Source organism: Bradyrhizobium sp. 179 (genome assembly GCF_023073535.1).
Lineage (GTDB): Bacteria > Pseudomonadota > Alphaproteobacteria > Rhizobiales > Xanthobacteraceae > Bradyrhizobium.
In genome coordinates this window covers 60,198-82,976 of the sequence record NZ_JADPJR010000005.1, presented here as the reverse complement: position 1 = coordinate 82,976, position 22,779 = coordinate 60,198, and the positions used below count along the sequence as shown (strand labels likewise).

Genomic DNA, 22,779 nt, shown 5'->3' with positions numbered 1-22,779 from the left:
GTTCCGGCGCTTACTTCTTGCCGCTGGCCGCCGCGACCTCGGCTGCGAAGTCGCTTTCCTGCTTCTCGATTCCCTCACCGAGAGCATAGCGCATAAAGCCCGCGATCTTCACGGGCCCGCCGACCTTGCCTTCGGCCTCCTTCACGGCCTGCGCCACCGACTTGCCGGTGTCGTGGATGAAGGCCTGCTCGAGCAGGCAGACTTCCTTGTAGTAGGTCTTGAGGCCGGACTCGACGATCTTCTCGATCACGTTCTCGGGCTTGCCCTGCTGGCGGTATTTGTCGGCGAGCACGTCCTTTTCGCGCTTGACAACCGCCGGATCGAGGCCGGTGGGATCGAGCGCCAGCGGGTTGGCGGCGGCGACGTGCATCGCGATCTGGCGGCCGAGGGCGGCGAGCTCGTCGGCCTTGCCGGGCGATTCCAGCGCCACGATCACCCCCATCTTGCCGGCGCCATCGACGACGGCCCCATGGACGTAGCTCGACACCACGCCCTGGCTGACTTCGAGCTGGGCGGCGCGGCGCAGCGTCATGTTCTCGCCGATGGTGGCGATCGCGTCATTGATCGCGGTCTCAATCGTGACGTCGCCGACCTTGGCGGCCTTGATCTTTTCGACATCAGCACCGACGTCGAACGCGACCTGGGCGATCATCTTGACCAGCCCCTGGAACTGGCCGTTGCGCGCCACGAAATCGGTCTCGGAGTTGACCTCGACCACGACGCCCTTGGCGCCCTTGGTGAGCGCGCCGATGAGCCCCTCGGCCGCGACGCGGCCCGACTTCTTGGCGGCCTTCGACAGGCCCTTCTTGCGCAGCCAGTCCTGCGCCGCTTCCATATTGCCGTCGTTTTCGGTGAGCGCGGCCTTGCAGTCCATCATGCCCGCGCCGGTCGACTCGCGCAGGTCCTTGACCATCGCAGCTGTGATCGTTGCCATCGTTGAAAATCCTTTGTGCCTGCCGGTTCGCCGCGGCGCGGCATCGAGGCGCCCCGCCGCGGTCCATCTCAGGAATTCGCGTCACTGAAATGGTGGCCGGACCCTATCCGGCCAACCCATCGCTCTTTTTGACTATTCCGCTTCCGCGGTCAGCGCCTTGGCCTTGGCCACCCAGGCATCCGCGCGGCTCGGCAGACCGACTTCTTCCCCGATCCTGTGCGCGGTGTCGTGGTCGAGCTCGGCGAGCTGCCAATAGTGGAAGATGCCGAGATCGTTGAACTTCTTCTCGATCGCACCCGACACGCCCGGGAGTTTCTTGAGGTCGTCGGCGGTGCCCCGGGGACCCGCAAGGCCCTGGAAGCCGCTCGAGGAAGCGGCCGGCAGCTCTTCGGCGACGACCGGCTGGGCCGAGGCGCCGATATCGATGCCCGAATCGCCCTGAGCGCGCGAGATGCCGTCGATCGCGGCACGCGCAACCAGGTCGCAATACAGCGAGATCGCGCGGCCGGCATCGTCATTGCCCGGCACCACATAGGTGATGCCCTTGGGATCCGAATTGGTGTCGACGATCGCCGCGACCGGGATGTTGAGCCGCTGTGCTTCCTGGATCGCGATGTCTTCCTTGTTGGTGTCGATCACGAAGATCAGGTCGGGCAGGCCGCCCATGTCCTTGATGCCGCCGAGCGAGCGGTCGAGCTTGTCGCGCTCACGCTGCAGCGTCAGGCGCTCCTTCTTCGTGTAGGAATTGGCTTCGCCGCCCGACAGCACGTCATCGAGGTGACGCAGGCGCTTGATCGAGGCCGAGATCGTCTTCCAGTTGGTCAGCGTGCCGCCGAGCCAGCGCGAATTGACGAAATATTGCGCGCAGCGCTTGGCCGCGTCCGCAACGCCGTCCTGCGCCTGGCGCTTGGTGCCGACGAACAGGATGCGGCCGCCCTTGGCAACCGTGTCGCTGACGGCCTGGAGGGCCTGATGCAGCATCGGCACGGTCTGGGCGAGGTCGACGATGTGGATGTTGTTGCGGGTGCCGAAAATGAACGGAGCCATTTTCGGATTCCAGCGGTGAGACTGGTGACCAAAGTGCACGCCAGCTTCGAGCAGCTGACGCATGGTGAAATCGGGTAGCGCCATCGTTCTAATTCTCCGGTTGGTTCCTCCGGAAACGTGTGAGCAAAACGGAGCGTTCTCGCCCCGGTTGCCACCGGACGGCCTTGTGAGCCATGTTTCCGTGTGAGATGGCGCGCTATATAGCGCCATTTCGGCCAGAAGCAAGGAAATAAGGCGGGTCCTCCAGGGCGCCCGAAAGCTTCAGTCGCTTCCTGGCGCCCCCTTTTCAGATCCCTAGCACTTCGGCTGGCCGGGCGGACAGGTCTTCGGTGGCGGGCCGGCCGGTCGCGGTGGAGGCGCCGGGCGCGGCGGCGCGGCGGCCATGGGAGGTGGTGCCGGCCGTGCGACTGGGGGTGGCGGCGGCGCAGGCCGTGCGATCGGAGGAGGTGGCGCCGGTCGCGCCATCGCGGGCGGAGGCGGCGCGGGCCGGGCCACGGGCGGCGACGGCGCCGGTCGAGCTACGGCCGCGGGCGGAGGGGCGGCCCGCGGCGGCGAAGGTGGCGCGACACGGGGCGGCGGCGGTGGCGTCGGTCTCGCCACAGCTTGGGGGTGCTGCGGCGCAACGGGCTTGGACGCCTGCGGCGGCGGCGCCGGTCGATGATCCTGAACCCTGGATGGCTCTCGCGCCGCCACTGGCGCCGGTGGAGGCGCCGCCGGCTTGGCCGTGCTTGGGACCGCCGGCTTACCACCGGCGGCTGCAGCCGGCGGCACTGCGCCCGGCTGCGGACCGGCTGGCCTGCCGCGCACCTCCGCTCCAGGCGGCATCGTTGCCCCTGGCCTAGATAACCGCGCTGACGGGGTCATCGGACCCGCGGGAGCCGTCGGGTTTGCCGGCGCCGTCGCCGCGTGCGGCGGCGTGGGCGGAGGGTTGCCGGCAGGCGCCGTCGCGGTCGAAGCAGGTCTGCCATGGGGCGTGGCAGCACCAGGCGCTCCCCCTACCCCAGCCGGAGGTGGCGGTCCGCCAGCGGTGCCGGGCGCAGGCAACGTATTGGCCTGCGGCAGCTTGGCCGGAGCCGGCGCTTGCGGCGTGGCAGCAGGAGCACCTCCGGCGGGGGCTGTCGCGGTCGGACTGGGTGCACCCGGTCTCGCACCAGGAGTGACATTGGCGGGAGCAGGAGCCGGTGCCGAGATCCCCGGTCGCGCCGTCGGCTGGATGGTCGCACTCGGCGGCATCGGCGCCTTGCCCTGCTGGATCAGGGCGGCGCGCTGGATGACGGCCTGCGGCACCGCTGGACCTGCCGGGTTGGCGCGTCCGGCGACGGCTGGTGCCAGATTGCCCAGCGCGGGCGCTGCCCCGGTCGGCGGCGCCGGCGGCCGGTTGATCACGGTGTTGATGACCGTCGTATTATGAATGTTCGCATAGATGATGTTGTTCGGCGGCGGCGCGACATAGGCCGGCGGCCGGACGAACACCGGGATTGGGACGAACACCGGCTGCGGCAGCACGAACAGGCCGACCACGGGCAGCGGCGGCGGCAGCACGACGAAATCCGGCGGCGGCGGCGGCAAATAGTAGACCGGCGGCGGTGGTGGCGGCGCGAAGCCGAAATCGGGATCGCTGAAATACAGCACGGAGCGGTCGACATAGACCACCTCCTCCGGCGGCGGTGGCGGCACGTCGTAGTCGATCATCGCAAAGCTCGGCGGCGGCTCGGGCGGTGCGGTGAGGATCGCAAGGCGTCGGCGCGCATCGGCCGCATGCGGCCCGCGCGGATAACGGCGCAGATAGGACCAATACGCCTCCGGCGTGTCGGTCCGATAGGTCCGCCGCCAGGTGATCGCCTCGCGGCGCGCCGCGACGATCGCCATGACTCGCTTGGACAGCGGATCATTGGGAAAGGCGGCGAGGAATTCCTCATAGGCCGCCAGCGTGTCGCGCTCGAGCGCGGCGGCGTAGGCATCCTGCACGCCGAGATCGCGGATCGGCTTGCTCCGGATCGCGGCGACTTGGTCGGGCGAGGCCTCCGGCGGCGGCGCGTCCGGCGCCCGCTCGAAGAAGGAAAACTGGGTGGTGATCTTCTGCTCGTTCCAGGGCACCTGCGCACCCTTGGAGGCCTCGTTGACGCGCAGGCGGACGCGGTCGAATACCTCGGGCAGCAGCAGGCCGCCGGTGCGGATCATTTCGGCGAGCGACTGCGCATAGATGCCGTAGGGCCCCGCCTCCTCCGGCGCTACCGTGCCGGGCGCCGCATTGAAGGCGATCAGCATGTTCGCCTCGGGCTCGACCAGCGCAAGGCCACTCGCGATCGGCTGGCCGCCCTCGATGAAGGGCTGCGCGCGGGCCGCATCGAGCACGATGATGCTCGCCTTGAGCGGAATGGCGGCGAGCTGGCGGATATAGTCGCTGACGCGCAGGGCCTCGGTCGGAATATCGGTGTCGCGGGTGATGTTGGAATCGACCGGGATGAAATAGTTCTCGCCGGCAAGCTGTACGCCATAGCCTGCGAAATAGACCATCGCGACGGTGCCAGGGCCTGAGGCCTGCGCCTTCTGAATGAAGTCGCGAAGGCTCTTGCGCAACGTGTCGCCGTCGAGATCGCGCGCGCCGACGACGTCGAAGCCCGCGGCCTGCAGCGTCTGCGCGATCAGGCCGGCATCGTTCGCAGTCGTGGCCAGCGGCGACTTGGCATAAGCGCCATTGCCGACCACGAGCGCGATGCGCTTCTCCGGCTGCTGCGCGTTTGCGGGGCCCGCGATGTTAGCGGCCGCAAGCAACAGCATTGGCAGCAAGGCGAAGATAAAAACTCGGTTTGTCCCACGCATGGCTTGTCCGCCGCTGTTGTTGTTGAAGTCCCTACCGTACACTAGGCCCGTGGCAGCCTGAACGGAATTTGAACGGATTGCGGCAGCCGATGGCCGTAGCCAACGTCTGTTCGGCAAGCCCCCTCACTTGAAAGTATGAAAGCGCACTACTCCGCCAGCCGGAGCTCCGCGACGGTCGTCCTCGCAGCCACCTCATCAACCGGCGAGAAATCCACCGGGCCCGGATTCTTGTAGGCCGAAGTCATGGCCAGGGTGAGGCCATATCCCAGCAATCCGGTGCTGGCATTCGCGATCACGGCGTTCTTGCGGTCGCTGTTTCGGGCCAGATAGAAATAGGTTCGGCCAGATTGGACCGAGATGTCCTGACGCGTCTCGCCAGGAAAACCGGGCTCTGCCGCGAAAAACTGATGCTGGCCGGCCGGCCGATCGGCGTAGAGGTAGGTGCCGGTCTTCAGTCCCTTGAGCACCGCGCCATCCAACGCAAACTCCCAGCCCGCGTCGGCTACGCCACCGAAACCCTTCTCGCGGAACACCACGATGCGCGCCTGCCCCGCCTTCGGCGGTCCAATCTTCAGCATCGCGGTCGCGTAATCCAGCCCGCTCCGCTCTGTTTGACAGCCACATAGCATAGCCGCCGCAATGAGCAGCAAAACCCCACGCAAAATCATCGACGCCCCCGCCTACCCAGGCGTGAGGCTAGCGCAAAACAGCTTTTGATTGCAACACAGTCAGCATGGTTGTCCTGTGCCGCTCCACTGCAATTGCTACGCCTCGACCTTGCGGCCGGCCTCTGCCGGAAAGAGGCGCGACCACCCCCGATGCTTCGCGAGGTGGATTCAGCCCTGGGCAATCAACTCGACGGTCCCCGTATTGAGCCGATAGATGCCGCCGACCACCTTGAGCTTGCCCTGCTCGACCGCTGCGTTGAGAATTGGGGCGGCCGATTTCAGCTTGGCGACGTTGTCGATGACATTCTGGCGAATAGCGTTGTCGAGCGCATTCCCACTTTGCTGGGCAACCGCCTTCACCGCCGGCGCGATCGCGGACACGAGCGAGGGGATGTGCCCCGGCAGCGGCTTGTCGTCCTTCAGCGACTTGATCGTCGCCTCGACGGCGCCGCAGCTGTCGTGGCCGAGCACCAGGATCAAGGGCGTGCCGAGCACCGCGACCGCGTACTCCATGCTGGCAACGGTTTCATTGCCCGCGAAATTTCCGGCGACGCGGCACACGAAGAGGTCTCCGCGTCCGCTGTCGAAGGCATATTCGGGTGCGATGCGCGAATCGGCGCAACTCAGAACGGCCGCGTACGGATTTTGACCGCCGACCAATGCCTCGCGCTCATGCGTGAAGTCGTGGCGACGGGAAACGCCCGATACATAGCGCGCATTGCCATCCATCAACCGCTTGAGTGCGGCATCGGGCGACAGCACGTTCTGCGGTTTGGGCGGCGCCTTTGCCTCCTTGGCCACCGCGGTCCCGCCAAACGCCGCCATCCCGAGCGCCGAGGCGGCAAAAAGCACCATCGAGCGCCGGGAGGGAGCAACCGTTTGATGCAGATTTTCAGAGCATTTTTCGCACATGGCTGTTGTCCTCCCTGAAGACCCGCCGAACACGATTATCCGGCAAACAGCTGATAGCTGCGCCAGGCAGATTTCGAAACCAAAGAATGATAGTCAAGATTTGGTTTGCCGCGGTGCCGGCAACGTCAGAGCTGCTGCACGTCGACCACGCCAGCGACCGCCTTGATCGCACCGGCGATCTGCGGCGAGACCTTGAAGCGGCCGGGCAGCTTCATCTCCACCTCGGTCTCCAGGTCGAGCATCATCACCAGCGAGACTTCGCCGTCGCCGTTGGAGCGCGGTGCGGTGCCGGGACTGCCGATCTTTGGCGCGGCACCGTTCGCGGGCGCCATCTCTGGCCCGGCGAGACGCTTGGCAATCGACTCCAGCGGCTTGGTATCGCGCACGAAGATGCGCAGGCCCTTCTGCGTCTTGGCGGCGGCATCATCCAGCGGTTCGGCATGCAGCACGCGGGCGCGGACGTCCTCGCCCTGGAGCTCGGCGCCGAGCTGGAGCAGCACGGCGGCGCCCGGCTCCAGCACGTCGCGATATTGCGCAAGGCCTTCGGAGAACAGCACGGCCTCGAAATGGCCGGTCGGATCGGACAGGCCCATGATGCCCATCTTGTTGCCGGTCTTGGTGCGCCGCTCCATGCGTGAGACCACGGTGGCCGCGACCTTGCCGGCAGTCGCGCCGGTCTTTACCGCGCGCGAGAACTCCGCCCAGCTCTGCACCCGCAGGCGCTTCAGCACGGTGGCGTAATCGTCGAGCGGATGTCCGGACAGGAAGAAGCCGATCGCGTCGTATTCACGCCGCAGCCGCTCGGCCGGCAGCCAGGGCTCGACCTGCGGCAGCATGATGCTGGGCGCATCAGCCGAGCCGCCGAACATGTCGTTCTGGCCGATCGTCGCGGCTTCATGCGCGCGCTGGCAAGCGGCCAGAATCGCGTCAGCGCCGGCGAAGACGCGCGCCCGGTTCGGCTCCAGCGTGTCGAAGGCGCCGGCGGCGGCGAGACTCTCGATGATGCGCTTGTTGATCGCGCGCGGCGAGACCCGCGCGGCAAAATCGGCGAGCGAGGTGAACAGGCCGTTCTTGGTCCGCTCCGCGATGATCTGATCGATCGCCTGGATGCCGACGCCCTTGAGCGCGGCAAGCGCGTAATAGATCGTCTTCTCGCCGACCTCGAAGGTCGCGCCCGAGCGATTAATGTTCGGCGGCTCGAGCTTGATGCCGAGGCGCTGCGCCTCGGAGCGGAATTCGGAGAGCTTGTCGGTGTTGTTGAGATCGAGCGTCATCGACGCCGCGATGAACTCCACCGGATAATGCGCCTTCATGTAGGCGGTGTGATAGGACACCAGCGCATAGGCCGCCGCGTGGCTCTTGTTGAAGCCGTAATCGGCGAATTTGGCGAGCAGCTCGAAGATGGTCTCGGCCTGCCCCTTGGGCACGCCGTTCTTCACCGCGCCCGCGACGAAGATCTCGCGCTGCTTCTCCATCTCGGCGCGGATCTTCTTGCCCATGGCGCGGCGCAAGAGGTCGGCGTCTCCGAGCGAATAGCCCGACATCACCTGCGCGATCTGCATCACCTGTTCCTGGTAGATGATGACGCCGAAGGTCTCTTTGAGGATCGGCTCCAGCACGGGATGCAGGTATTCCGGCTCCTCGTCGCCGTGCTTGCGCGCGCAATAGGTCGGGATGTTCGCCATCGGACCCGGGCGATAGAGCGCCACCAGCGCGATAATGTCCTCGAAACGGTCGGGGCGCATGTCGATCAGCGCGCGCCGCATGCCCTGGCTTTCAACCTGGAACACACCGACCACGTCGCCGCGCGCCAGCATCTGGTAGCTCTCGGCGTCGTCGATCGGCAGCGTGGCCAGATCGACGTGGATGCCGCGCGGTTTCAAGAGCTTCACCGCGACGTCGAGCACGGTCAGCGTCTTCAGGCCGAGGAAGTCGAATTTGACGAGGCCCGCCGGCTCGACCCACTTCATGTTGAACTGGGTCACCGGCATGTCGGATTTGGGATCGCGGTAGAGCGGCACGAGCTCGCTCAAGGGGCGATCGCCGATCACGATGCCGGCCGCATGGGTCGAGGCGTGCCGGGTCAGGCCTTCGAGGCGCTGGGCGATATCGAAGGCGCGCGCCACCACCGGGTCTTCGTCGCGGAACGCCTGGAGCTTCGGCTCGCTCTCGATCGCAGCCGCCAGCGTCACCGGCGCGGCCGGATTCTGCGGCACGAGCTTGGTCAGCTTGTCGACCTGCCCGTAGGGCATCTGCAGCACGCGGCCGACATCGCGCAGCACGCCCCGCGCCTGCAGCGTACCGAAGGTGATGATCTGCGCGACCTGGTCGCGGCCGTAGCGCTGCTGCACGTAACTGATCACCTCGCCGCGACGGTCCTGGCAGAAGTCGATGTCGAAGTCCGGCATCGAGACGCGCTCGGGATTGAGGAAGCGCTCGAACAGCAGGCCGAACCTGATCGGATCGAGATCGGTGATGGTCAACGCCCAGGCGACCAGCGAGCCGGCGCCGGAGCCGCGGCCCGGCCCGACCGGAATGCCTTGCGACTTCGCCCATTTGATGAAGTCCGACACGATCAGGAAGTAACCCGCGTATTTCATGCGGGTGATGACGTCCAGCTCGAAGGCAAGGCGCTTGGCGTATGTCTCCTCCGTCGTGCCTTGCGACAGTCCGTGGACGCGCAGGCGGTTGGCGAGCCCCTCCTCCGCCTGGCGTTTCAATTCGGCGGCTTCGACCGCGGCGGCATCCGAACTCGATGCGGCGCCGACGGTGAAGAAGGGCAGGATCGGCTTGCGTGTCATCGGGCGGAACGAGCAGCGCTCGGCGATCTCCACCGTCGAGGCCAGCGCCTCCGGAATGTCGGCGAACAGCACGGCCATTTCCGCGCGGGTCTTGAAGCGGTGATCGGGCGTGAGCTGCTCGCGGTCGGTCTCGGCGATCAGGCGCCCCCCGGCGATGCACAGCAGCGCGTCATGCGCTTCGTAATCGTCGGTCGCGGCGAAATACGGCTCGTTGGTCGCGACCAGCGGCAGGCCCTTGGCATAGGCGATGTCGATCAGGCCGCTCTCGATGCGCCGCTCCTTGTCGGTGTTGTGGCGCTGCAATTCGACGTAGAGGCGGTTGCCGAACAGGCCGGCGAGACGCTCGCAGCGCAACGCCGCGATTTCGGCCTGCCCGGTGGCGAGCGCCAGCGAGACAGGTCCATCCGGACCGCCCGTGAGCGCGATCAGCCCCTCGGTCTCACCTTGGAGCCAGTCGAACTTGATGTGGGGGGCGTGGGTGTCGGGCGTCTCCAGGAACGCCCGCGAGTTCAGCCGCATCAGGCTGCGATAACCGCGCTCCTGCGCCGCCAGCAGCACCACGCGCGACGGCCCCAGCGCGTTGCGCGCATTCGGATCCTGGTCGCCGAAATCGACCGCCAGCTCACAGCCGACGATCGGCTGAATGCCGGAACCCGCCATCTTGTCGGAGAACTCCAGCGCACCGAACATGTTGTCGGTGTCGGTCAGCGCCAGGGCCGGCTGGTGGTCTTTCTTGGCGAGCTCGGCGAGCTTGGCGATCTTGATCGAGCCCTTGAGCAGCGAATAGGCCGAGTGAACGTGAAGGTGGACAAATCCGGCGCTCGGCATGGTCGCGTGACGGCCTCTTGCAGGGGGGGATGGAGCGGTCGCCGGCTCCTCAAGGCAATCATGCACTCGCCCGGCCGACTCGCCTCCTAATGGTGCGGTGTGGCGCCGCGAGAGTCCACGGCGGAGCGGCCGATCCGCCGCGTCGTCCCGCTTTTCCCCAACCGCCTCCTCTAGAGCTGGGGAATCACTTGGGCCCAGATCGCGATCATCCCGACGAACAGCGTGATCGAGGCCAGTGCGGCGGCTTCTTCCACGAAAACCCTGAACATGTCTCGCTCCTTTTCCTAGAACGTATGAAGAACATTGTTCTCATTTCGTTCTCTGGAGTCAAGCCAGCTCAACCATTCCGAAAGGGGATGGTTAACTCGTTGAATTCGAAAAGAAAAAAAGCCCCGGCGCGAGGCCGGGGCTTTTCGACGGTCGCTTCCTGAAGGAAGCGATTTGTCTTAGTAGCGGGCAACCATCGGGCCGCCGAACTTGTAGTTCAGGCGGACGAGGCCCATGTCGACGTCCTGACGGATGCGCTCGGTGCCACCGAAGCCAGCGAACGTCACGTCCTTGTCGGCCAGGAAGATGTGGTTGTACTCGACGCCAACCGACCAGTTCGGGGCGAAGCCGAACTCGAGGCCGGCACCGACCGTACCACCCCAGCGGGTGTCGCTGGACGAGGCGAGCAAGGGACCGCCGAGGCCATAGATCTCGTACTTGTCGCCGACCACAGCCGCACCGCCCTTGACGTAGAGCAGCACGTTGTTCCAGGCGTAGCCGACCTGGCCGGTGATCAGACCGAACGAATCGATCTTGGTGCGGTTGCGGGTGAGGAACAGCGCGCTGACATTGTCGCCCGTGAAGTCAGCCCAGTTGCCCTGGCCTTCCACGCCGAACACGAACTGGCCAGACTGCCAGCGATAGCCGATCTGGCCACCGACCGTGCCGCCGGTTGCATCGTGCGAGCCTTCGCGGCCGACACCAACGAAATCCCAGGTGGTGCGAGCCGAACCGCCACCGCCGTTGACGCCGATGTAGAAGCCGCTCCAGTCGTAAACTGCGGCGATCGCCGCCGGCGGAGCCTTGGTGTAAGGCCGCGCCGCCAGGTCAGCAGCCACCGCCGGCGCAGCCGCGCTGAGCGCAATCAGGCTGACAGCGGCAAGCAACAAATTCTTCTTCATTTGATTCCCGTTCCAGTTTCTTCAGTAGGCCCCCGGGCCGTGCCGTCGTCATATCAGCGATCGACAGAATTGCTGTAACCACGACGCAACAGTTAGAGCCAAAGGGCCGCGCTTCATTAATGAACATTTAGCGCAGCGCACCGGAAACCCTTTTGAAACAAGTGTTTTCAGCAGTTCCAATGTCGACTACACGACATAAGCTGCACGCGCGCGTAACAACGTCGCGGGCACATTCGCGTGATTGGAGAATTCAGATGCGAGTCCAGGCTACTCTCCCCATTGTCGCCACATTTTCGCTCGGGCTCGCCACATTTGCGCTCGGGCTCAGCGCGAGCTCGCCGGCGCGCGCCTTCGGCACGCACCATCCATTCTGCCTCACCGGCGATGAATGGCCCGGGCTGAGCAATTGCAGGTTCGATACCTATGCGCAGTGTCAGGCGAGCGCATCCGGCCGCGCGCTGACCTGCATCGCCAATCCGTTCTTCGCAGGCCAGAGCGATGATCCCTACGCGTATCAAAATCGTCCGCGCGCGCAGACGCCGGGCTATGCCTTGCCGCGCTGAAATACGCGGCGCGTGGACCATGCTCGTCGCAACCGGCTTGCTCCTTACGAGCACTCTAGCGCACGCGCAGACCTATGATCCGCGCTATCCGGTCTGCATGCAGATCTACGGCCCGGTCGGCTATTTCGATTGTCGCTACAGTTCGCTCGAGCAGTGCAGATATCTCGCCGTCGGACGTTCGGCGAGCTGCGCGGTGAATCCGTATTTCCCGCCAAAGAAACCGGCGTCCCCTCGCCGACCGAGCCGCGCCGCCGCTGGCGCCGGATAATCCAGCGATCGTATGGTCTGGCGTCTCTCAGCTTTGCCAGGGCGTGTTGCGGATGCGCGTACGCATTTGGCTTGCGGAACGTGGGATCGTGATCTTCGATGGCATCTAGGTTCCCGGCCCGGCTGCGAGCCGGGGATGCCGTCTCTAAGCTTGCAATGCTATCGGTTCTAGCAGATCCCGCCCTACACCGGCGTATAGATCACGAGCTTCAGCGCGGGATCGTCGTTGGCCTGAAAACTGGTGTGCTCGAACCGGAGCACGCCCTTGGTCGGATGGTTCATGGTCTTCAGGCCCGAGGCGGTGCTGCGGATCTCGTGCGCCTCCCACCAATCGACGAATTCCGGACTGCCCTGACGCAGCCGCGTGAGCAGCTCGGTGAAGGCGGGATCGCCGGCCCAGACGTCGTGAGTGGCGCGAAACATCGCGACCATGCTCTTGGCGACGTCGGTCCAGCTCACGCCATAGAGTTTTCGCGTCTGCTTGTTCGTCAGCACCAGGAGCAACGTATTGCGATCCTGCTCCGGCAGCTGGCCGAAGCCAAAGATCTCCTCGGCCGCCGCGTTCCAGGCCAGCACGTCCCAGCGCCGCCCGGTGACATAGGCGGGCTGCGTCAAGCTCTCGATCATCCGCCGGATCGGCGGCGGCACGATCTCGGGCACGAAGGCAGCCCTCGCGCCGTCGCGCGCCAGCGCCTTCAGATGCGCATGCTCGGTCTTGCTGAGACGCAGCGCGCGGGCGAGCGCATCGACGGTGGTGATCGAGGGGCTGACGGTGCGGCCCTGTTCGAGGCGGATGTACCAGTCGACGCCGATGCCGGCGAGCTGCGCGACCTCCTCACGCCGCAGCCCCGCGGTGCGTCGCCGGCGGCCCGCCGGAAGGCCTACTGCCTTCGGTGACAGCTTTTCGCGGCGGGACCTGAGAAAGTCGCCGAATTCGACGCGACGTGGGTCGGCCATGATGTCGTTCCCGCCATGGAGGGTCCTTGCAATACTAGGATAATACCAGGCCTTCTTGTCCCCTCCAAGGCAGCGCATATGCGCTTCACCCGACCTTGAGAGGTGAAACATCGTGAAAGCTGCCGTACTCAAATCCTTCGGCTCGCCACTGGTGATCGAGAATGCCCCCGAACCGGTGCTCGGCACCGGCGAGGTCATCGTCGATGTCGTTGCCACGCGCGTGCTGTCCTACATGAACGAGGTCTTCGACGGGACACGCAATTATGCGCTCGAACTGCCGATGATCCCCGGTCCCGGCGGCATCGGCCGGGTGCGCGCGATCGGCCCGGACGCAACCAGGCTTGCGATCGGCGACTGGGTGTTCTGCGATCCGACGGTGCGTTCGCGCGACGATGCCGTTGCGCCCGACATTGCCCTGCAAGGGCTCACGGCCGCCGGCCCTGGCGGCATGCGCCTGCAACAGCATTTTCGCCACGGCTCGTTTGCCGAGCAGATGCGGGTGCCCACCGAGAACGTCACACGGCTCGGCGCGATCACGCCGGAGGCAGCGGCGCAATGGTGCGCCCTTGGGACGCTGCTCGTGCCCTATGGCGGCTTCCTCGCCGCGAACTTGCGACCAGGCGAGACCGTGCTGGTGAGCGGGGCCACCGGCAATTTCGGCAGCGCGGCCGTCTCGGTCGCGCTGGCAATGGGCGCGGCCTGCGTGGTCGCGCCCGGCCGCAACGAAACAATCCTGGCCGACCTCGTCCGCCGCTTCGGCAGCCGCGTGAAGCCGGTCAAGCTGACTGGCGTTGAGGACGACGACCGCGAGAGCATGAAGCACGCATCATCAGGTCCGATCGACTGCGTGCTCGACATCATGCCGCCCTCGGTCAGCACCAATGTGGTGCGCGCGGCGGTCATGACGGTGCGCCCGTATGGCCGCGTCGTGCTCATGGGCGGCGTCGGCATGGCGGGCGGTGCAGGACTCGAGCTGCCCTACCCATGGATCATGCGCAACTGCATCAGCATCCACGGCGTTTGGATGTACCCGCCGGACGCAGCAACCCGCCTGATCGCGCTGGTGCGCGCCGGGCTGCTCAGGCTCGACGAATACGAGGTGACGGCGTTCGATCTCGACCACGCCAACGGGGCCGTGGAACACGCCGCCGCCAATGGCGGGCCGTTCAAACTGACGGTGATCCGGCCTTGAGCCCTAGAGGCGCGGCGCAGCGCCGTCGCCAATTTTTTTCGCAAGTCCCGCCAAGCACTTGGCTACTGTGCATGGGGTTGTTCTCGCATTTTAGTCGAGCTCGACCACCTGGCCGTTCGACAGCGAGACGCGCCGGTCCATGCGCCCGGCGAGCTCCATGTTGTGGGTCGCGATCAGCATCGACACCTGCGTCGCCTTGACCAGCTGCATCAGCGCCTGGAACACGTGCTCGGCGGTGCCGGGGTCGAGATTGCCGGTCGGCTCGTCCGCAAACAGCACGCGCGGCGCGTTGGCCACCGCGCGCGCGATCGCGACACGCTGCTGCTCGCCGCCCGACAATTCCGCCGGACGATGGGTGATGCGGTCGCCGAGACCGAGATAGCCCAGAATCTCCTTGGCGCGCTTGACGCTCTCGGATTTTTTCAGGCCGCGGATCATCTGTGGCAGCATGACGTTCTCAAGCGCCGAGAACTCCGGCAGCAGCCGGTGCGACTGGTAGACGAAGCCGATATCGGTGCGGCGCAACTGGGTGCGCTCGATGTCGGGCAGCTGCGAGGTCGGCGCGCCCGAGACATAGACCTCGCCGGAATCCGGTGCCTCGAGCAGCCCCGCAATGTGCAGCAGCGTCGACTTGCCGGAGCCCGACGGCGCCACCAACGCGACCGACTGCCCGCGCCACAACGCCAGCTTGGCGCCGTCGAGGATCGTCAGCGGCATCTCGCCCTGCACGTACTGCCGCTTTATCTCGTGCAGATAAATGACCGGTACATCATCCGCCCCATGCTGCTGCTCCATCAGCCCCTCACTCGTACCGGAGCGCTTCGACCGGATCGAGGCGCGCGGCGCGCCACGACGGGTACAGCGTCGCCAGGAACGACAGCGTCAGCGCCATGACGACAACCGCCGTGGTTTCGCCGACGTCGATCTCGGCGGGCAGCTTCGACAGGAAATAGAGTTCAGGCGAGAACAGCTCGGTGCTGGTGAGCCAGGACAGGAATTGCCTGATGGACTCGATGTTGAGGCAGATCACGAGACCGACGAAGAAACCGACCAGCGTGCCGACCACGCCGATCGAGGCGCCCGTGATCAGGAAGATCCGCATGATCGAGCCCTGCGAGGCACCCATGGTGCGCAGGATCGCGATGTCGCTGCCCTTGTCCTTCACCAGCATGATCAGGCCGGAGACGATGTTGAGCGCTGCGACCAGCACGATCATGGTCAGGATCAGGAACATCACGTTGCGCTCGACCTGGAGCGCGTTGAAGAAGGTCGAGTTGCGCTGGCGCCAGTCGACCAGGAACACCGGGCGGCCCGCAGCATCCGTCACCGCCTTGCGGAAGGCGTCGATCTTGTCGGGGTTGGTGGTGAACACCTCGATCGAGGTGACGTCGTTGCTGCGGTTGAAATAGGCCTGCGCCTCGGCCAGCGGCATGAACACGAAGCCGAGATCGTATTCGGACATGCCGATCTCGAACACGGCGACGATCTTGTACGGCTTGATGCGCGGCGTTGTGCCCATCGGGGTGACCGCGCCCTTCGGCGCCACCAGCGTCACGCTGTCGCCGGCATGCAGCGACAGCTGGTCGGCGAGCCGGCGGCCGATCGCGACGCCCTGCCCCTCGTCAAAGCCCTCGAGCGAGCCCTGCTTGATGTTCTTGGCGATCGAGGTGAGGTTGTTGAGGTCGTCGGAGCGGATGCCGCGCACCAGGACGCCCGAAGCGTTCCATGGCGATGACGCCAACGCCTGGCCATCCACCACGGGAGCAGCGAGCCGGATGCCCTCGACCTGGCTGAGGCGGTCGGCGACATCCTTCCAGTCGGTCAGCGGCGATTCCAGCGGCTGGACCAGGATATGGCCGTTGAGCCCCAGAATCTTGTCGAGCAGCTCCTTGCGGAAGCCGTTCATGACGGCCATGACGATGATCAGCGTCGCCACGCCCAACATGATGCCGAGAAAGGAGAACCCGGCGATGACCGAGATGAATCCCTCCTTGCGGCGCGCTCGCAAATAGCGCCCCGACAGCATCCACTCGAATGGCGCAAAAGGCGCGGTCTGCACGGTTTCGGTCATGGTCTCGTCCATCGCTCGATAATCCCATGATTCGGGGTCAATTGTGGCCGGATTGGCGGCCGCGATATCGCGCGATGAACAATATTCAGCCGACTAGGCGGGCGACCGCGTCCGCAGGCGACATGGTCTCGCGTGCGCCGTCGGCTCGCCGCTTGATCTCGACCTTGCCGTCAGCAAGCCCCTTCGGTCCGATCATGATCTGCCAGGGGATGCCGATCAGGTCGGCGGCGGCGAATTTGGCGCCGGCACGCTGGTCGGTATCGTCATAGAGGACATCCACGCCCTTGGCGGTGAGCTCCTCATAGAGCTTCTCGCAGGCCGCATCGACCGCGGCATCGCCCTGCTTGAGGTTGAGCACCACGGCGCGGAACGGGGCGACGGCTTCCGGCCATTTGATGCCGGCATCGTCATGGCAGGCCTCGATGATGGCGCCAAGCAGGCGCGAGACGCCGACACCGTAGGAGCCGCCATGGATCGGCACCTCGACGCCGTCGGGACCGGCGACCAGCGCCTTCATCGGTTCGGAATATTTAGTGCCGAAGTAGAAGATCTGGCCGACCTCGATGCCACGGGTGTTCACTCGCTTGTCCGCGGGCACCTCCTGCTCGAACCGCGCGGAATCGTGAACGTCCTCGGTAGCAGCATACAGCGAGGTCCACTGCTTGATGATCGGCGTCAGATCGCCCTCATAATTGACGTCCTCGCCCGGCACCGGCAGGTCCAGCACGTCGCGATTGATGAAGACGCCGGATTCGCCGGTCTCTGCCAGCACTATGAACTCGTGGCTGAGATCGCCGCCGATCGGGCCGGTCTCGGCGCGCATTGGGATCGCCTTCAGCCCCATCCGTGCGAAGGTTCGCAAATAGGCGACGAACATCTTGTTGTAGGCGACCCGCGCCGCCGCCTCGTTGAGGTCGAAGGAGTATGCGTCCTTCATCAGGAATTCGCGGCCGCGCATCACACCGAACCGTGGACGCTGCTCGTCGCGGAATTTCCATTGAATATGATAGAGATTGAGCGGCAGGTTCTTGTAGGACTTCACATAGGCGCGGAAGATCTCGGTGATCATTTCCTCGTTGGTCGGTCCGTACAGCAGCTCGCGCTTGTGGCGGTCGGCAATGCGCAGCATCTCCGGACCATAGGCATCGTAGCGGCCGCTCTCGCGCCAGAGGTCGGCGAGCTGGAGCGTCGGCATCAGCACCTCGATCGCGCCCGAGCGGTCCTGCTCCTCGCGCACGATCTGCTCGATCTTCTTGAGCACGCGGAAGCCAAGCGGCAGCCAGGCATAGATGCCGGCGGCCTCCTGCCGGATCATTCCGGCGCGCAGCATCAGCCGATGCGAGACAATCTCGGCTTCTTTCGGATTTTCCTTCAGGATGGGCAGAAAGAATCGCGACAACCGCATGGCAACACTCTAGGAATCAGTGACGGGTTGCAGTGAAACCGGATTGGGAGCGAAAACACAAGACCGCGAGTGAGGAAAAGCCGCTAACGCGGCGGAATTCCTGTCATTTTCCGTTGACCTCAGGTTTGGCTTGAGGAGCAGCATGCCAGCAAAGCCGGCGAGCCTAGGGCGGCGCCACCTCGAGTTCATCCTCCAGCGTAATGCTCTCGAAGTCGCTCACCAGTGCATCGATACGGATATGCCAGCGGCCAGCGAAGGGCAGTTCGACCTTGCGCACATGCCAATAGCCGTCCGGCTCCAGCGAGGTACCCCGTTCCATCGGCTCGATGCCGCGCTCGGGCAGGCTCAAGGTCAACGTCACCTCCTTAGCCGCGAGCGGCGTCCCCTCGCCGGTCATGAGCTGGACCACGAAGTCATCGACACCGGCCTTGCCCGGCGAGACCAGGACTTGGAACATTGCCTTGTCGCTGTGGACGTGGATCGCGAGCGGCGCCCCGGGAAGCATGGTCCGCGGCGGCGGCGTGAAGCGCCAGCCGGCGACGACCGCGAAGATGACGAGTGCGATCGCGCATTCGAACAGGATCGAGCGCTTGAGGGCGGACGCGGCCTCGTGATCGCTCGCCAGCGCCGGGCTCAGGTGAAAGCGGTTGAGCGCGGCGAGTGCGAGCAGCATGAGGACCAGCGCGAGCTTGATTGAAAGGATGAGGCCATAGCGGGTCTCGACCAACGCTGAAAGCCTTTCGAGCTGGACGAAAGCGAGCCCAAGGCCGGTCAGGGCCAGCGTGGCGACGGCCAGCACGGCGATTCGGGAGAAGCGGTTTACGACAGGCAAGGCCGTGGCCGCCGGCTTCGACACCAGCACAACGAGCGGCGCCAGCGCCCCGATCCAGAACGCGACGCCGAGACCGTGGAGGAAGACCGCCGGCCGCGTCAACATTTCGGGTGGCGCCGTTGCGGCGTGCCCGGTCGTGGCCAGTGACAGGCCGACGCCGATGAACGCGATGAACGCAAGAGCGCGCGCGTACCAGGCAGCACGCAGCGCCATCAGGGCCAGCAGCATCGCAGCGACGGCGACCAGCAAGGCGGGGCCGGCGCTGGTCGCGAATGCGACTTTCCAAGGCGCGGCCGTCGCAAGAGCTGCCGGTGGCAGGCCGAGAAGATCGAGACCCAGCGCACCGAGGGACATCACCGCGCTCGGAAGGCCGATCGCGAGTGCCACGCGCGGCACGATCATGCTGGTCGTCGACCACGCGATCCAGTGCGCGAACAACACACCGCCGACACCAACAAACAGCCCGATGTAAAGACCAACCCGCGCCAGCCAGATGAGTATGCTCAACCCGCTATCCGTATTCGCGAGAGGCTTCGTCCCCGTCGGCATGCCGATCGAGAAGATCACCGATCCGGCCACGGGATGGCCGTCCTGCGAAATCACGCGATAGCTGAAGACCGCCGTACCCTGCGGCAGGTCCGGCGGCATCGCAACCGAAATGGCCTCCCCCGACGCGTCGATGCGCAGATCGTCCCGCGTCCTGCCCGCGCCATCGATCAGCCGGATCGCGCCGGGCGTGACGGCCTCGTTGAAACGCAGCATCACAGCCTCCGGCGCGGCCATGAGCCTGCTGCCGCTCGCCGGCTCGGCCGAGATGAGTGCCGCATGCGCCGAGGCCCCGGTCGCAAAGCCGATGACCAGGAGCAGCGTCGCGAGCGCGGCGAGCAGGCGCATCAGGGTTTCGGCAGCAGCTTCACACCCGGGGCGGGCGACTTGCCCTCCTGCGAATGCCCGGCCCCCTCAGCCGGGATCTCGATCCAACGGCTGACACCGGTCTCGCATTCCTGGACAACGGGGAAATACAACGTCGTGTTCGGCTTGAGCTTGTCGGTTAGGACCGTATGCATGACGAACTCGTCATAGTTCTTGTCCGGCAGCTTGCCGCCGGCCCACGCGACCTCCTTGACGCCGGACGAGACCTTATTGCCGTGATAGTCATATTCGCTGGCATATTTGCCTTCGACGACATCGATGGTCCAGCCTGCCTTCGGCATCGGCTTCACCGCGATCACCCCTTCCGGAATCTGCACGCGGATCTTCACCGTGGGCGAACCCGCACAACCATGGGGCACTGTGAAGACAGCCTTGTAAGACGCACCCACCGTGGCTTGCTTGGTCTCGAGCGACACGTGCGCCGCCGCCGGCGAGGCGGCGAACGCAGCAATCAGGATCAGGCGGAATAGCTTCGACATGTTCAGCCTCCCGAGAGTTCGGATCCGTCTCATTTCATCTTCATCCCCGAGTGATCCGGCATTTTCTTCATGTCCATATGACCTGAATGCTCGGCATCGCCCGGCGCCTGCGCGCCGACGCCCTGCACGTCGAGGGAGACTGCGACTTTGCCGGCCTTCTCGAACTGAAGCGTCACTGGCACCTTGTCGCCCTGCTTGAACGCGCCCTTCAGCTCCTGGAGCATCAAATGATTGCCGCCGGGCGCAAGCCTCACGGTCTTGCCGGGATCAATGACGAGCCCCTTGTCCAGCGGGCGCATCTTCATCACGCCATTGTCCATCGCCATCTCGTGAATCTCGGTCTTCCCCGCGAGGTCCGCGGAAGCGCTGACCAGCCTGTCGGCCGCCGCCCCCTTGTTCTCGATGGTGAGATAGCCGCCCGCGACCTTGGCGCCGCCCGGCGTCGCCCGGCTCCAGGCTTGCGAGATCACGAGATCGCCGGCCTTGACGTCGTCGGCCGATGCAACGGCGCAGCCGCCCAGCAGCAGCGCGATTGTGAGGAGAGTCTGCTTCACTTTCTTCATTTCGATAGCCTCATTGATGATTACTCTGGCGGAGACGTCCGTGGTCATTTGCTATTTGGTGCGTCACCATCGATACCTTATTCCGGCGTATACCGCCCGCCCGGTGCCCGGCTCGAACAAGGGTGACGTCGCCGTTGCCCGATCGATGATGCTCGCGCTAGCAATGTAGGTCTTGTTGGTGAGATTGCGTCCCTCGACATAGGCGGATAGCGGACCGCCATTGTCGAACCCGGCTTTCAATCCCAACAGCGCATAAGGCTCTGTCTTGAGCGTGTTCATGCTATCGACAAAATAGCCTTGTGGCACCCATTCGACGTTGGGGCCGACATAGAGACCCGTCGGATGCTTGTAGAGGAGCTCTGCGCGCAGGTAATGACGGGGCGCGCCCGGCAATTGATTGTCCCCAAAGACAGGGTCGCGGTCGAAACGGAAGTCGTTGAACGTGTAAGAGACGTTAAGCCAGACCTTGTCCGGCGCGGAGCCATTGACGAAGATGTCGCGAAAGATTGCTGCACCTGCCCCGGCCTCGATTCCCTGGTGAAGCGTCCGGTCGGCATTGGTCACGTTGCAATTCCCGAACGCGCTATAGAGGCATTGCAGCTCATCGCGAATATTGGCGCGATAGGCGGTGAGCTCCCAGGCATAATCCGGCCGCCTCATGCGCGTTCCGACTTCGTACGTGGTCGCGATCTGTGCGCGGATGCTGGTGAACGGGATGGTTGGAATGCCGGGACCAATCGAGCTCTCACCGAAGCTCGGCACCTCGGCACTTCGCGAGACATTTGCGAAAGCTTGCCATGTTGGATCGATTTGCCACAGGAGGCCTGCCTTCGGCGACCAGAGATTGAACCGCGTTGCTCCCGATTGATCTCCGTCGCCGAGGAAGCGATCCTGCCGATTGCGAGTTGCGTACAGAAACTGGGTACCGGCTATCATTGCGACACCCGGAAGGAAGTAGAAGCTGTCTTCAACATAAACGGAGGCGTTCTCCGAGCGATCGATCGAGGAAGAAAGCAGCCTGCCCTTCTGACCGGCAAGATTGGCAAACTGCTGATTGGCGATGCTACCATTCAATACGTAGACACCCGCGACCAGTCTGTTGCGAAAACCGCCGATGGTGCGGTCATCCGTGACCTTCGCGAAGCCTCCATAGTCCTTGTAGCGGTAGTCCAGCCACTGGAAAATCGGATGCATCAGATGGCGGTCGAGCCCGAAGGCGCCGAATTCAAGCTTGGTGTCATCGAAGCGGACGGTCGTCTTGTTGGCCAACCTGACTGTATCGATATTACGCTGCTGATCCATGGCAACGTTCGCCGGAGCGGCAGCCTCCGGATCGGTCAAGGCAGACGCCTTGGTCACGGTACCAGGGATCCGCTGCCGCACCTCGTTGGCGTTGAGGTAAAACCGTGTCTCAACGTCCGGAGAGAATTGATAGCCGAAATTGCCGCTCAAGCGATTGCTCGAGCCGAAGCTATGATCGCGAAATCCATCAGCGGCCTGCGTGGAAGCGGTCACGAAACCGTCCCACGGCCCGTTCGCGCCGCCTGCGTTCGCCTGAAGCCGCTTGAAGCCGAAACCTCCGACGTCGAAAGACACGCCGTTCGGAAATGAATCGCGGCCCGACGGAGTTACAAAGTTGATGGCGCCCCCGAGGGAATTCGCGCCGAACTGGAGTGCGTTCCCGCCCTTGTAGACTTCGACATATTTGTAGGCAGTAGGATCAATCTCCTGGAAATCGCCATAGCCGTCGGCAGTGCTGATCGGGATGCCGTCCATGTAGAGTTGGACGCCGCGAAGGTGGAAGTTGCGCGACAGGCCCGATCCGCGAATCGAGAGCCGCGTGTCGTCACCCCATTTAGGCTGGGCGAACACGCCAGGCACGTAGTCCAGCACGTCCTTGATCGTGTTGGCGGGCGTCGAATTCCTGTAAGATTCCGCCGTTACGAGCGCTACGCCGCCCGGCGTCTGGTTGATTTCCGTCAGCGCTTGTTGCGCGGTCAGCACCGTCAGGGACCCAGGGACCCTGGCGCCTTGCACGCTCGCGGCTTGCTGCGGCAGGCCAGCCGGTCGTGCGCTTCGCGCCACACGCGCTGATCGCACCGCGTCGCGCTGAGGCCGGACCCGAGCCGCGCGCTTTTGCTGTGGAGCTTCAACAATAACCGAGGGAAGTTCCGACCGACTTACCTGGGCACCCGAAGTGTGTGGAAAAGCCAAAATCGATACGGACGCGAGCAGAATGCAGCGCGCGTGCACACTCCGCAAAGAACGAAGACAAGGCATGGGACATTTCCTGACAGCGGCACGCAGCCGATCTGTTGCGAAGCGAGATGCGGCA

18 protein-coding genes are annotated in these 22,779 nt (G+C 64.8%); 3 read left to right on the top strand and 15 right to left on the bottom strand.

The window, feature by feature from the left end:
- Window positions 1-10: 10 nt before the first annotated feature.
- The 7 genes from tsf to IVB12_RS01110 all read right to left on the bottom strand — a co-directional run bounded on the left by tsf (window position 11) and on the right by IVB12_RS01110 (window position 11,182).
- Complete coding sequence (tsf, locus tag IVB12_RS01140; protein WP_247294778.1) at window positions 11-934, bottom strand: translation elongation factor Ts; 924 nt, start codon at window positions 932-934, stop codon at window positions 11-13.
- Window positions 935-1,066: 132 nt separating this feature from the next.
- Window positions 1,067-2,065 carry a 30S ribosomal protein S2 gene (locus IVB12_RS01135; RefSeq protein WP_247294776.1) on the bottom strand — a complete coding sequence of 333 codons (999 nt, stop codon included), beginning with the start codon at window positions 2,063-2,065 and terminating at the stop codon, window positions 1,067-1,069.
- A 210-nt stretch (window positions 2,066-2,275) separates the two neighbouring features.
- The gene (locus IVB12_RS01130; RefSeq protein WP_247294774.1) at window positions 2,276-4,804 is read right to left on the bottom strand and encodes a caspase domain-containing protein; all 2,529 of its coding nucleotides are present in this window, start codon (window positions 4,802-4,804) and stop codon (window positions 2,276-2,278) included.
- 146 nt (window positions 4,805-4,950) lie between these two features.
- Window positions 4,951-5,382, bottom strand: coding sequence for a DUF2846 domain-containing protein (locus tag IVB12_RS01125; RefSeq protein ID WP_247294772.1), 432 nt, complete (start codon window positions 5,380-5,382; stop codon window positions 4,951-4,953).
- Between the two features lie 258 nt (window positions 5,383-5,640).
- On the bottom strand, window positions 5,641-6,384 hold the full coding sequence (locus IVB12_RS01120) for a carbonic anhydrase (RefSeq protein WP_247294843.1): 744 nt from the start codon (window positions 6,382-6,384) through the stop codon (window positions 5,641-5,643).
- A 125-nt stretch (window positions 6,385-6,509) separates the two neighbouring features.
- The gene (dnaE, locus tag IVB12_RS01115) at window positions 6,510-10,013 is read right to left on the bottom strand and encodes a DNA polymerase III subunit alpha (protein ID WP_247294770.1); all 3,504 of its coding nucleotides are present in this window, start codon (window positions 10,011-10,013) and stop codon (window positions 6,510-6,512) included.
- A 446-nt stretch (window positions 10,014-10,459) separates the two neighbouring features.
- The gene (locus tag IVB12_RS01110) at window positions 10,460-11,182 is read right to left on the bottom strand and encodes an outer membrane beta-barrel protein (protein WP_247294768.1); all 723 of its coding nucleotides are present in this window, start codon (window positions 11,180-11,182) and stop codon (window positions 10,460-10,462) included.
- 254 nt (window positions 11,183-11,436) lie between these two features.
- Here IVB12_RS01110 and IVB12_RS01105 point away from each other — a divergent pair, with 254 nt between their 5' ends.
- A complete protein-coding gene (locus tag IVB12_RS01105; protein WP_247294765.1) occupies window positions 11,437-11,745 on the top strand; it encodes a DUF3551 domain-containing protein in 309 nt (102 codons plus the stop codon).
- A gap of 19 nt (window positions 11,746-11,764) precedes the next feature.
- Entirely contained in the window at window positions 11,765-12,013 is a 249-nt protein-coding gene (locus IVB12_RS01100; protein ID WP_247294762.1) for a DUF3551 domain-containing protein, read from the top strand.
- Window positions 12,014-12,195: 182 nt separating this feature from the next.
- On the opposite strand, the gene IVB12_RS01095 is transcribed toward IVB12_RS01100, so the two are convergent.
- Window positions 12,196-12,969 carry a helix-turn-helix transcriptional regulator gene (locus IVB12_RS01095; RefSeq protein WP_247294760.1) on the bottom strand — a complete coding sequence of 258 codons (774 nt, stop codon included), beginning with the start codon at window positions 12,967-12,969 and terminating at the stop codon, window positions 12,196-12,198.
- 112 nt (window positions 12,970-13,081) lie between these two features.
- Here IVB12_RS01095 and IVB12_RS01090 point away from each other — a divergent pair, with 112 nt between their 5' ends.
- Window positions 13,082-14,161: a zinc-binding alcohol dehydrogenase family protein gene (locus IVB12_RS01090; protein ID WP_247294758.1), complete on the top strand. Its 1,080-nt coding sequence runs from the start codon at window positions 13,082-13,084 to the stop codon at window positions 14,159-14,161.
- A 90-nt stretch (window positions 14,162-14,251) separates the two neighbouring features.
- On the opposite strand, the gene IVB12_RS01085 is transcribed toward IVB12_RS01090, so the two are convergent.
- The 7 genes from IVB12_RS01085 to IVB12_RS01055 form a co-directional block, all read right to left on the bottom strand.
- On the bottom strand, window positions 14,252-14,956 hold the full coding sequence (locus IVB12_RS01085) for an ABC transporter ATP-binding protein (RefSeq protein ID WP_247294755.1): 705 nt from the start codon (window positions 14,954-14,956) through the stop codon (window positions 14,252-14,254).
- Window positions 14,957-14,963: 7 nt separating this feature from the next.
- The gene (locus IVB12_RS01080; RefSeq protein WP_247294753.1) at window positions 14,964-16,244 is read right to left on the bottom strand and encodes a lipoprotein-releasing ABC transporter permease subunit; all 1,281 of its coding nucleotides are present in this window, start codon (window positions 16,242-16,244) and stop codon (window positions 14,964-14,966) included.
- Between the two features lie 73 nt (window positions 16,245-16,317).
- Window positions 16,318-17,637 carry a proline--tRNA ligase gene (proS, locus tag IVB12_RS01075; protein ID WP_247294751.1) on the bottom strand — a complete coding sequence of 440 codons (1,320 nt, stop codon included), beginning with the start codon at window positions 17,635-17,637 and terminating at the stop codon, window positions 16,318-16,320.
- A gap of 163 nt (window positions 17,638-17,800) precedes the next feature.
- The gene (locus IVB12_RS01070) at window positions 17,801-19,363 is read right to left on the bottom strand and encodes a CopD family protein (RefSeq protein WP_247294749.1); all 1,563 of its coding nucleotides are present in this window, start codon (window positions 19,361-19,363) and stop codon (window positions 17,801-17,803) included.
- Complete coding sequence (locus IVB12_RS01065; RefSeq protein ID WP_247294747.1) at window positions 19,363-19,881, bottom strand: YcnI family protein; 519 nt, start codon at window positions 19,879-19,881, stop codon at window positions 19,363-19,365. Before IVB12_RS01065 ends, IVB12_RS01070 begins: the two co-directional genes overlap by 1 nt.
- Before the next feature lie 29 nt (window positions 19,882-19,910).
- The gene (locus IVB12_RS01060) at window positions 19,911-20,444 is read right to left on the bottom strand and encodes a copper chaperone PCu(A)C (RefSeq protein WP_247294745.1); all 534 of its coding nucleotides are present in this window, start codon (window positions 20,442-20,444) and stop codon (window positions 19,911-19,913) included.
- Window positions 20,445-20,507: 63 nt separating this feature from the next.
- Complete coding sequence (locus tag IVB12_RS01055; protein ID WP_247294743.1) at window positions 20,508-22,724, bottom strand: TonB-dependent receptor; 2,217 nt, start codon at window positions 22,722-22,724, stop codon at window positions 20,508-20,510.
- Between the last annotated feature and the right edge of the window lie 55 nt (window positions 22,725-22,779).

Excerpts from the sequence above, each read along its gene's own strand:
- IVB12_RS01100 (WP_247294762.1), top strand. The coding sequence starts at position 11,765 with ATGCTCGTCGCAACCGGCTTGCTCCTTACGAGCACTCTAGCGCACGCG.
- IVB12_RS01125 (WP_247294772.1), bottom strand. The coding sequence starts at position 5,382 with ATGCTGAAGATTGGACCGCCGAAGGCGGGGCAGGCGCGCATCGTGGTG.
- IVB12_RS01070 (WP_247294749.1), bottom strand. The coding sequence starts at position 19,363 with ATGCGCCTGCTCGCCGCGCTCGCGACGCTGCTCCTGGTCATCGGCTTT.
- tsf (WP_247294778.1), bottom strand. The coding sequence starts at position 934 with ATGGCAACGATCACAGCTGCGATGGTCAAGGACCTGCGCGAGTCGACC.
- IVB12_RS01120 (WP_247294843.1), bottom strand. The coding sequence starts at position 6,384 with ATGTGCGAAAAATGCTCTGAAAATCTGCATCAAACGGTTGCTCCCTCC.
- proS (WP_247294751.1), bottom strand. The coding sequence starts at position 17,637 with ATGCGGTTGTCGCGATTCTTTCTGCCCATCCTGAAGGAAAATCCGAAA.
- IVB12_RS01105 (WP_247294765.1), top strand. The coding sequence starts at position 11,437 with ATGCGAGTCCAGGCTACTCTCCCCATTGTCGCCACATTTTCGCTCGGG.
- IVB12_RS01060 (WP_247294745.1), bottom strand. The coding sequence starts at position 20,444 with ATGAAGAAAGTGAAGCAGACTCTCCTCACAATCGCGCTGCTGCTGGGC.
- IVB12_RS01095 (WP_247294760.1), bottom strand. The coding sequence starts at position 12,969 with ATGGCCGACCCACGTCGCGTCGAATTCGGCGACTTTCTCAGGTCCCGC.
- IVB12_RS01055 (WP_247294743.1), bottom strand. The coding sequence starts at position 22,724 with ATGCCTTGTCTTCGTTCTTTGCGGAGTGTGCACGCGCGCTGCATTCTG.
- IVB12_RS01065 (WP_247294747.1), bottom strand. The coding sequence starts at position 19,881 with ATGTCGAAGCTATTCCGCCTGATCCTGATTGCTGCGTTCGCCGCCTCG.
- IVB12_RS01085 (WP_247294755.1), bottom strand. The coding sequence starts at position 14,956 with ATGGAGCAGCAGCATGGGGCGGATGATGTACCGGTCATTTATCTGCAC.
- dnaE (WP_247294770.1), bottom strand. The coding sequence starts at position 10,013 with ATGCCGAGCGCCGGATTTGTCCACCTTCACGTTCACTCGGCCTATTCG.
- IVB12_RS01110 (WP_247294768.1), bottom strand. The coding sequence starts at position 11,182 with ATGAAGAAGAATTTGTTGCTTGCCGCTGTCAGCCTGATTGCGCTCAGC.
- IVB12_RS01080 (WP_247294753.1), bottom strand. The coding sequence starts at position 16,244 with ATGGACGAGACCATGACCGAAACCGTGCAGACCGCGCCTTTTGCGCCA.
- IVB12_RS01135 (WP_247294776.1), bottom strand. The coding sequence starts at position 2,065 with ATGGCGCTACCCGATTTCACCATGCGTCAGCTGCTCGAAGCTGGCGTG.
- IVB12_RS01130 (WP_247294774.1), bottom strand. The coding sequence starts at position 4,804 with ATGCGTGGGACAAACCGAGTTTTTATCTTCGCCTTGCTGCCAATGCTG.